Annotated in this window: 6 protein-coding genes; 3 read left to right on the top strand and 3 right to left on the bottom strand. The window is 77.5% G+C overall.

What is annotated here, in order from left to right; genetic code table 11:
• Positions 1–349: 349 nt before the first annotated feature.
• The 3 genes from ACZ7IF_RS37750 to ACZ7IF_RS37740 are packed head-to-tail and all read right to left on the bottom strand — an operon-like array spanning position 350 to position 2,588.
• Entirely contained in the window at positions 350–1,207 is an 858-nt protein-coding gene (locus ACZ7IF_RS37750; RefSeq protein WP_470981371.1) for a 5-oxoprolinase subunit C family protein, read from the bottom strand.
• A 5-nt stretch (positions 1,208–1,212) separates the two neighbouring features.
• Entirely contained in the window at positions 1,213–1,833 is a 621-nt protein-coding gene (locus ACZ7IF_RS37745; RefSeq protein WP_470981367.1) for a 5-oxoprolinase subunit B family protein, read from the bottom strand.
• A complete protein-coding gene (locus ACZ7IF_RS37740; RefSeq protein WP_470981369.1) occupies positions 1,830–2,588 on the bottom strand; it encodes a LamB/YcsF family protein in 759 nt (252 codons plus the stop codon). Before ACZ7IF_RS37740 ends, ACZ7IF_RS37745 begins: the two co-directional genes overlap by 4 nt.
• A 143-nt stretch (positions 2,589–2,731) precedes the next feature.
• Here ACZ7IF_RS37740 and ACZ7IF_RS37735 point away from each other — a divergent pair, with 143 nt between their 5' ends.
• The 3 genes from ACZ7IF_RS37735 to ACZ7IF_RS37725 all read left to right on the top strand — a co-directional run bounded on the left by ACZ7IF_RS37735 (position 2,732) and on the right by ACZ7IF_RS37725 (position 10,010).
• Entirely contained in the window at positions 2,732–4,237 is a 1,506-nt protein-coding gene (locus ACZ7IF_RS37735; RefSeq protein WP_470981366.1) for a hypothetical protein, read from the top strand.
• A 103-nt stretch (positions 4,238–4,340) separates the two neighbouring features.
• A complete protein-coding gene (locus tag ACZ7IF_RS37730) occupies positions 4,341–5,246 on the top strand; it encodes a hypothetical protein (protein ID WP_470981365.1) in 906 nt (301 codons plus the stop codon).
• 48 nt (positions 5,247–5,294) lie between these two features.
• Complete coding sequence (locus tag ACZ7IF_RS37725) at positions 5,295–10,010, top strand: hypothetical protein (protein WP_470981364.1); 4,716 nt, start codon at positions 5,295–5,297, stop codon at positions 10,008–10,010.
• Positions 10,011–10,075: the final 65 nt, after the last annotated feature.

The raw sequence follows: 10,075 nt of genomic DNA, 5'->3' as shown, positions 1-10,075 counted from the left end.
AACACGCGGGGGGGGCGGGAAACCCCCCCCCCGCCGGCGTTTGAGGCGACGGGCGCGCAGCGCCTACCGGGGTCAGGGGCAGCGCCCCTGGGAACGGTGGAAGGGCGGGTAGGGGACCCAGCCCCGCGCAGCGGCCCCCCACCCGCACACGATCCACCGGCCCCGGCCCCGGCCGCGCCCCGGCCACGCCGGACGGAGTCCGGCGCAGCGGCGGGAAGCCGGGAAGGCCGGTCGGCGCCGAGCCGTGCGAGCGGCGCGTCGGGAAGCGGCCCGGCGCAGCGGCGGGAAGCCGGGAAGGCCGGTCGGCGCCGAGCCGTGCGAGCGGCGCGTCGGGAAGCGGCCCGGCGCGTCAGAAGGGAACGAAGCGGAGCCGGAGGCCCGGGCGGGCCTGGGCGGCGGCGTCGAGGGCGGGACCCGCCGGGACCACGCCGACCACCGGGTAGCCGCCCGTCACCGGGTGGTCGGCCAGGAACACCACCGGGAGCCCGTCGGGCGGGACCTGCACCGCCCCCAGCACCATCCCCTCGCTCGGCAGCTCCCCGCCCCGCGCGCGGGCCAGCGCCGGGCCCCCTTCCGTGCGCAGGCCGATCCGGTTCGACGCCGGGGACACCCGGTACGCCGAGGACAGCAGCGCCGCCAGCGCGGCCCCCGTGAACCAGTCGGCCCGCGGCCCGAGCCGCAGCGGCAGCACCAGTTCCGCGAGCGGCGGCCCGGGAGGGGCCACCACGTCGGCGGACGGCACCGGATCCGGGCCCGGCGGGCCCACCTCCAGCACCGCCCCCGCCACCGGCACCGGCGGGCCGAGCCCCGACAGCAGGTCCGTCGCGCGGCTCCCCAGCACCGCCGGCGCAGCCAGACCTCCCCGCACCGCGACGTAGCTGCGCAGCCCGGACTCCGCCCGGCCCACGTCCAGCTCCGCCCCCGCGCGCAGCCACACCGGCGCACCCCAGGCCGCCGGGCGCCCGCAGACGCGTACCGCGCAGGGAGCACCCGTCACGGCCACCGTCACCGGGGCCAGTGCGCGCACCCGGACCCCGTCCAGGGTGGTTTCCAGGGCGGCGGCCCCCGCCGGGTTGCCGACCAGCCGGTTGGCCAGCGCGTACGCCCCCGTGTCCAGCGCCCCCGACCGGGGCACGCCCAGGTGGGCGTGGCCGGGGCGGCCCGGGTCCTGGACGGTGGTCAGCGCGCCCGGCCGCAGCACCAGCAGCCCGCTCACGCGCCCGCCCCCTCGACGAACCGCACCCGCACCCCGGGCGCGAACAGCGCCGCCGGCTCCCGCGCCGGGTCCCACAGCACCGTGTCCGTGGAGCCGATCAGCTGCCAGCCGCCGGGGGAGGACCGCGGGTAGACCCCCGCGTACTCCCCGGCCAGCGCCAGCGACCCCGCCGGGACCGCCGTACGGGGCGTCGCCCGCCGGGGCAGCCACAGCCGCTCCGGCAGCCCCGTCAGGTAGCCGAAGCCGGGTGCGAACCCGCAGAAGGCCACCCGGAAGACGATCCCCCCGACCACCTCCGCGACCTCCCGCCCGGCGACGCCCCACGCGTCGGCCACCTCCGCCAGGTCCGGCCCGTCGTACCGCACCGGCACGGTCACCAGCGGCCCCTCGGCCTCCGTCAGCGGCGGCACCTCCCAGCCCGCGATCCGAGCCGCCAGCGCGCCCGGCTCCCGGACCCCGTCCAGCAGCACCGTCCGCGCGGCCGGCACGACCTCCCGTACGCCGCCCAGCTCGCCCGCGTCCCGGCGGCGCAGCAGCTCGGCGTGGAGCGCGGCCACCTCCCCGGCGGTGTCCACCTCGACCAGCAGGGCCTCCCGCCCCACGACCAGGGTCCTCACGCGAAGGCCTCCACCCGCACCCCGGCCCCCTCCAGCGCCTCCCGCACCCTCCGGGCCAGCCCCGCCGCCCCGGGGGTGTCCCCGTGCAGGCACAGCGAGCGCGCCGGCACCGCCACCGGGGACCCGTCGGAGGCCGTCACCGTCCGCTCGGCGGCCATCCGCACGGCCCGCCCGACCACCGCGTCCGGATCGTGCAGCACGGCCCCCGGCTCCGCGCGCGGGACCAGCGTCCCCAGCGGGGTGTACGCCCGGTCGGCGAAGGCCTCCGGCACGGCCTCCAGCCCCGCCTCCGCGGCGGCCGCCAGCAGCAGCGACCCGGGCAGGCCCAGCACCGGCAGCCCGGCCTCCCCGGCGGCCAGCCGGACCCCGGCGACCACCGCGGCGGCCTGGTCGGCGTCATGGACCGTACGGTTGTACAGCGCACCGTGAGGCTTGACGTACGACACCCGGGACCCGGCCGCCCGCGCGAACACCTCCAGCGCCCCGATCTGGTAGGCCACCTCCGCCGCCAGCTCCCCGGCCGGCACGTCCATCGACCGCCGCCCGAAGCCCGCCAGGTCCCGGTACGAGACCTGCGCGCCGATCCGTACGCCCCGCTCGGCGGCCAGCTCGCAGACCCGGCGCATGATCGACGGATCGCCCGCGTGGAAGCCGCAGGCCACGTTGGCGCTCGTGACCACCGACAGCAGGGCCGCGTCGTCGGTCAGCGTCCAGCGTCCGAAGCCCTCGCCCAGGTCGGCGTTCAGGTCGATCAGAGGTGTGATCATGGAAGCCATGCCGTGAGCGTAGAACAGCCCCCGACCGCGCGGCCGCGCCGCTCGGCCCGCCGCCGGGGGACGGTCCGGCGGAAACCGTGCCGTTTGGGCTGTTGTCCGTGACACCGCCTACTCTTTCCGTCGTGACTCTCCCAGCCCCGGCGAAACCCCTTCCGTCCCCGGCGCCGGGCCCGGCCGCCGACGAGGGCCTCGCCCGGCGGCTGCGTGCCCTGGCCTGCACCGCCCCGCTGCACGACCTCGACGTACGCAAGGCCAACCTGGCCGGCGAGTACGGGGTCTACGCGATGGCGGAGGTCGCGCTGTCCGCGATCGACCTCGTCACGCTCAACATGGACTTCGACACCGGCGCCGACCACGAGCAGATAGTGGCCCGGATGCTGCCGCGCGTCGCCGCCCAGGCCCCCCGGCGGCCGGCCGCCGAGCACGAGCGGGTCGCCCGCTGGGTCCTGGAGAACCTGATCAACGTCGGCAGCGTGGACCGCGGCTTCCGCGCGATCTACGGCACGTTCGGCCCCGACGGGGTCTACGTCCGCCGGGACTACGACTTCAAGCTGATCGAGGAGGTCCCCGGCCACGGCGGCGCGGTCTACCTGCGCACCACCGACGAGGCGGTCAACGTCCTGGTCGGCGCCCTCGACACGGACGTCACCAGCGCCCAGATCGCCGCCGAGGTCAAGCTGGAGGTGCTGATCAGCCGGGGCCGGCTGGCCGACGCCCAGCTCGCCGCCGAGCAGGCCCGCTACCGGACCGTCCAGTACGCCGAGACCCTGCGCCGCACCCTCGACGCGACCCGGCGCAACGTCCGCGCGGTCGACTGGCTCCAGGCCGTCCCGGACATGATCGCGGAGGCCCTCGACCACGTCGCCGACCGCTACCGGCACGAGAACGCGATCCTCACCAACATCCGCAGGGCCCGCGACGAGGCCGAGGACCCCGAGAACAAGCGGCGCGCCGCCGAGCTCGTCGACATCGTCAAGGACTGCATCCGCCGGCACACCCAGCTCCAGTCGCGGCTGCTGGACGCCGGCCCGCTCTTCCGCGCCGAACAGGACCGCCAGGCCTTCGCGGCGCCCGCCCCGCGCTCCGGGATCGACCTGTACGGCCAGCTCGTCGCGCCCCTGCTGCCGCTCCCGCTGGAGCGGGCCACCCGGGTCACCGACGCCTTCTTCGCCGCCGGCACCGGGCTGCGCACCCCCGTCTCGGTACGGGTCGCGGACCTGGTGGAGATACTCCTCACCCCGCCCGTGGAACGGGAGCACCTCGGCGCGGAGATGCCCGAGCCGGACCTCATCGCCACCCCGGACGACAGTCGCTTCAGCGAGGAGCAGCTCGCCGCCGCGACCCAGCTCCTGGACCTGCCGCACGACGCCCCGCGCCGGCTCTCCGGCCTCCTCGCCGAGGCCCGCCGCGAGGACCCGGACCTCCCGTACCTGGTGGCCCTGCTCGCCGTCCACGCGGCGAGCCCTGCGGTGGGCACGGCGTACCGCCAGGGCGAGGAGCGGCTGCTGTTCGCGGTGGACGACGGCACGCAGCTCGACGACCCCGAGTTCGGCGGCGCCGACCTGATCGTCGGCACGGCGCTCCTGGACGCGGCGGGCATGGCCGCGGCCCGCTCGGAGGCGGTATGACCCCGCCGAGCACTCTTGCCCGCACCGGCAACGCCCGCACCCGCAACGCCAGCACCGGCAACGCCAGCACCGGCGACGCCCGCACCACCGAGGAGACCCACCCGTGAGCGACCACCACGCCGAGTACCCCGCGTGGAGCGAGCCCGACGGTCCGTCGGTCCCGGCCCCGCCCGCACAGGCCTCCGCCGCCCTCACGCCCGCCGACGCCGCCGACGCGGCCCGGCTCGTCGGGTTCGGGCTCCAGCCCAAGCTGCTCCCCGCCCGTGACGCCGAGTACGCCGAGCTGCTGCGCCGCTACCGCGAGGACCCCGCCTTCGGGCGGCTCGCCGACGCCGTCGCCACCGGCCTCGGGCTCGTCGTCCTGGAGGTGTCCCCCCGCGCCGGGATGGCCGTCGCCGCCGGCGAGGACTCCGTCTTCGCCGTCCGCATGGGCGACTACGCCCGCCGCACCTCCGCCGACGGCGGCGACCGCTTCCTGCACGGCCTCGCCCACCTCGCCGTCGCCGCCCTCGCCTTCCCCCGCCCCGAGGACCTCGCCGACGACGGCTACATCGGCCGCGTCACCGTCAACGGCGTCGACGCCTTCGTCCGCCAGACCTGCCGCCGCCTGGAGGAGCGCGCCGAGGAGCTCGGCGAGAACACCGACCCGGCCTCCGACGCCCCCGGCCTGGAGGCCGCCTGGCGGGTCTACGCCCGCCGCAGCGCGACCGGCGCCACCAAGGACGCCCGCCGCCTGGCCGGCTCCACCACCGGCATCGTCGGCAAGGCCGCCGCCTTCCTCACCGAGTCCGGGTTCCTCCAGCGCACCGGCGACGACGCCGGCGGCACCTACCGCACCACCCCCCGCTACCAGCTCCAGGTCCGCGACATGGCGGGCACGGCGGCCATGGCCGAACTCCTGGAACTCGGCGTGGTCCCCGTCAGCGACGGCTCCGCGACCCTCCTGCCGCCGCCCGAGGGCGACGACCTGGAACTCGCGGCCGACGCCGGCCTGCCGTTCCACGCCTGAGCCCCACGCGCCCCCGTACGTACCGAGAAGCAACGAGAGTCCGCCGCCATGTACGAGCTGTCCCGGATCCGCCTCTACTCCATCGGGCCCGCCGGCGCACGCTACGCCGACACCGTGCTCGACCTGCGCGGAGTCGGCGAGCCGGTGCCCCATCCGGCGCCCACCCAGGCGGAGTTCTTCGAGGACGAGCCCACCGGACCGCCCCGGCGCCCCGCGCCCGCCGGCGTGCTCTTCCTGGAGAACGGCGGCGGCAAGTCCGTCCTGCTCAAGCTGATCTTCTCGGTGATGCTCCCCGGCCACCGCAACACCCTCGGCGGCGCCAGCTCCGGCGTACTGCGCAAGTTCCTGCTCGCCGACGACTGCGGCCACGTCGCCCTGGAATGGCAGCACACCCAGACCGGCGAGTGCGTGGTCGTCGGCAAGGTCAGCGAGTGGCGCGGCCGCCAGGTCTCCAACGACCCGCGCAAGTTCGCCGAGGCCTGGTACTCCTTCCGCCCCGGGCCGGGCCTGAGCCTGGACAACCTCCCCGTCGCCGAGGCCACCTCCGTGCGCCCGCCCGTCGAGGGCGCATCCGGCGCCCAGGGCCGCCGCCGCACCATGAAGGGCTTCCGCGACGCGATCACCGAGGCCGGCAAGGCGTACCCGCACCTGGAGGTGTACTGGGAGGAGATCCACGACCGCTGGAACGAACACCTCACCGAACTCGGACTCGACCCCGAACTCTTCCGCTACCAGCGCGAGATGAACGCCGACGAGGGCGAGGCCGCCGGCCTCTTCGCGGTCAAGAAGGACTCCGACTTCACCGACCTCCTGCTGCGCGCCGTCACCGACACCCGCGACACCGACGGCCTCGCCGACCTGGTCCACGGCTTCGGCAACAAGCTCGGCCGCCGCGCCGAGCTGATGGCCGAACGCGACTTCACCGCCGGCTCGGTGGACCTCCTCACCCGCATCGTGGAGGCGGCCGAGACCCGCGCCCGGCTGCGCGACGTCCACGCCGGCGCCGAGCGCCGCACCCGCACGCTCGCCCGGAGGCTGTCCGCCCGCGGCTCCGAGGAACGCGGCCGCGCCGCCGACCTCGCCCAGCGGGTCACCGGCGCCGCCCACGAGGTCACCGCCGCCGAGTCCCAGCGCGCCCGCAGCGCCGCCGTCTCCGCCGAACTCGCCTACCGGCACGCCTCCCTGGCCCTGACCGTCGCCGACAAGGCCGCCGCCGCCCAGCGCCGCGAACTCCTCGAAGCGCGCACCCTGCACTCCGCCTGGCAGGCCGCCGAGACCGTGCTGCGCCACCGCGCGGCCGCCGACCGCTCCGCCCGCGTCGCCGCCGCGATCCTGGAGGCCGAACGGGACGCGGCGCCCGCGCTGGCCGCCCGCGCCACCGCCGCCGCCGAGCTGGTACGGGCCCTGCACACCGCCGCCGAGCAGGGCGAACGCGCCGCCAACGAGGAGGAGGAGCGTTCCGCCGAGCTCCAGTCCGTCGGCGAGACCGCCCACCGCGACGCCACCTCGGCCGCCACCGCCGCCCAGCGGGCCCGCAGCGAGGCCGAGCACCTGCGCGCCCGCCTCGCAGAGGTCGAGCAGGAGACCGCCGACGCCGTCCGCGCCGGCTGGCTCGACGACACCGCCCCCGACGCCGACCCGGCCCGCGCCGCGCTCGCCGCCAGCGACGCCGAGAAGGCCGCCGTGGCCGCCTGGGACGAGTCCCGCGAAGCCGCCCGCGGTGCCGCCGGGGCCGCCCGCGAGGCCGCCTCCGCCGAATCCCGCGCCGAACTCACCGCCGCCCGCGCGGCCGACGCCGCCGACGCCGCCGAAGCCGCCCACGCGGCGGAGCACCGCGCGGCCGAAGCCCTGGCCGCCGCGCCCCGGCTCGCCGAACTCCTGGGCCTCCCGTCGGCACCCGACACCTTCCTTCCGCGCCCGCGGGCCGGCCAGGCCGCCGAATCCGCCGCCCTGGCGGGCCGCACCGCCGCCGGGGCCGTCCCCGCGGCGGGCGGCGGCACCGGCCCCGCCGCCCCGGACCACCCCGCTTCCGCCGTGGGCCTGACCGCCGACGACCTCGACCGCAACGCCGACAGCCTCCGCGAGCTGCTGGCCGACACCGTCGGCTCGGCCGAACGCCACCTGTTCGAGCTGCGCACCGCCGCCGCCGACGACGCCCGCATCCTGGGCGCGCTCGGCGACGGCGGCCTGCTCCCGCCCGGCCCCGACGTCCTGGCCACCGTCGAGTACCTCGGCGAGCACGGCATCCCGGCCCTGCCCGGCTGGCGCTACCTCGCCCAGTCCGTGGACCCCGCCGACCACGCCGCCGTCCTCGCGGCCCGCCCCGAACTCGTCGACGGCGTCGTCATCACCGACCCCGACACCCACAGCCGGGCCCGCGAGGTCCTCTCCGCCGCCGCCCTGCTGCCCCGCTCCACCGTCGCCGTCGGCACGGCCGCCGCCCTGCTGGCGCCCGTACCTCCGGCCGACGGCTCCGACGCGGTCTTCCTCGTACCGCCGAACCCGGCCATGCACGACGAGCACGCCGCCGACGAGGAACGCCACGCGCTGCGCGCCCGCGCCACCGCCCGCGACACCGAGATCCGCGAGCTGGCCGCCCGCCTCGCCGGCGACCGCGAGCTCGCCGCCCGGCTCTCCTCCTGGCGCACCGGCTGCCCGCCCGGCCGCCTCGCCGAACTCGCGCAGCAGGCCGCCGCCGCCCGGTCCTTCGCCGAGGAGGCCGACGCCGAGCTCGCGGAGGCCCGTACCGTACGCGCCGAGGCCGACGAGGCCGCCGCCGACGCGGCCCGCGTCCGCGACGAGCGCCAGGACGCCGCCCAGCGCGCCCGCCGGGCCGCCGACGCCCTCGCCGGGCTCGCCCACCGCCTGCGCGAACGCTCCGGCTGGCAGGTGAAGGTCCGCGAACTCGCCGACGAGGCCGCCGAGTCCGAAGCACGCGCCGAGGTCTGCCTGGACCGCGCCCGCGCCGCCGACGAGGACCGCCGCGCCGCCCAGCGTGCCGCCGACGACGCCCGCCGCACCGCCCGCGCCCTGCGCGCCGAACGCGCCGAGATCGCCGGAGCCCCCGAGCCCCTGCCCGAGGACGACGGCAGCCCCGACAGGCACCGGCCGCCGCTGCCCGACCTCCGCGAGGCCTACCGCACCGCCTCCCAGGTCTACGAGAAGGTCGGCGTCGGCGCCGACCTGCGCGCCGAACAGGCCCGCGCCGAGGGCGACGAGAGCGCCGCCCTCGCCGAACTCGACCGGCTCACCAACAAGGTCCGCACCCGCGCCGCCCAGCTCCTCGAAGGCACCGACGGAGCCGACGGCCCCTCCCGGCAGGCCGCCGCCGCGCGCGCCGAGGCCCTCGTCCAGATGCTGGAATCCCGCGCCTCCACCGCGAGCGAGCAGCTCGGCCGGCTGCGCGGCGAAGCCGAACGCCACGCCCCCGCCGAGGGCGAGGCGCACACCGAGCTGCCCGAAGAGCTGGTCCCGGCCGACGTCGAACAGGCCCAGGGCCTGCTGCGCACCGCCACCGCCCAGCTCGCCGCGCACTCCGCCGCCGTGGAGGCCGCCCGAGCCGCCCACGCCGACCTGCTGCGCGCGCACCGCGCCGCCGAGGACGGCGCCGGCGGCTTCGACGAGACCGCCGCCCTCCTGCGGGACCTCCTGCGCGACCACACCCACCCGGAGGACGAGCAGGATCCGGTGGCCCACCCCGGCACCCTGGAGGAGGCCCGGCAGTCCGCCGCCGAGGCCCGCCGCTCCCTGCGCGGCTGCGCCGCCGACCTCTCCGCCGCCGAGTCCGCGGTGCGCGAGGCGAGCGACGTCCTGGTCCGGCACGCCAACGCCAACCGCTACGAGCAGGTACGCACCCCCGCGCGCCAGCAGATCCGCGAACTGCCCGCCTCCGCCCTGCCCGAGCACGCCGCCGCCTGGGCCGCCGCCTTCGCCCCGCGCCTGCGCGTGCTCACCGACGAACTCGCGCAGCTGGAGCGCAACCGCGACAGCATCGTCGACCGGCTGCGCGGCCTCGTGGAGTCCGCCCTGGCCACCCTCCGCTCCGCCCAGCGCCTCTCCCAGCTGCCCGAGGGCCTCGGGGAGTGGTCGGGCCAGGAGTTCCTGCGGATCCGCTTCGAGGAGCCCGACCAGGCCACCCTCACCGAGCGGCTCGGCGAGGTCATCGACGAGGCCACCGGCACGGCGGTGAAGAAGAACGCCGCCTTCGGCGAGGGCCGCCGCGACGGCATGTCCCTCCTCCTGCGCGGAGTCCAGGCCGCCCTGGAGCCCAAGGGCATCGCCGTCGAGATCCTCAAGCCCGACGCGGTGCTGCGCGCCGAGCGGGTCCCCGTCGGCCAGATGGGCGACGTCTTCTCCGGCGGCCAGCTGCTCACCGCCGCCATCGCGCTCTACTGCACGATGGCCGCGCTGCGCAGCAACGACCGCGGCCGCGACAAGCACCGCCACGCGGGCACGCTCTTCCTCGACAACCCGATCGGGCGCGCGAACGCCACGTACCTGCTGGAGCTCCAGCGGGCCGTCTCGGACGCCCTCGGCGTCCAGCTGCTCTACACCACGGGCCTCTTCGACACCACGGCCCTCGCCGAGTTCCCGCTGGTCATCCGGCTGCGCAACGACGCCGACCTGCGGGCGGGCCTGAAGTACATCAGCGTCGAGGAACACCTGCGCCCGGGCCTGCCCCAGCAGTCCCCGGAGGGCGAGACGGTCCACGGCGAGATCACGGCGACCCGCATGTTCCGCCGCGCCGCCGCCACGACGTCCTGACGCGCCCAGGACGCGCGCCGGCCACCGCTCCCGGGCGGCGGCCCGCGCGCGGGCCCGCCCGGCCG

Source organism: Streptomyces sp. NPDC037421 (assembly GCF_055602105.1).
This window is presented reverse-complemented; position numbering and strand designations above follow the sequence as displayed.

Coding starts and splice junctions, on each gene's coding strand:
- ACZ7IF_RS37725 (WP_470981364.1), top strand. CDS start 5,295: ATGTACGAGCTGTCCCGGATCCGCCTCTACTCCATCGGGCCCGCCGGC.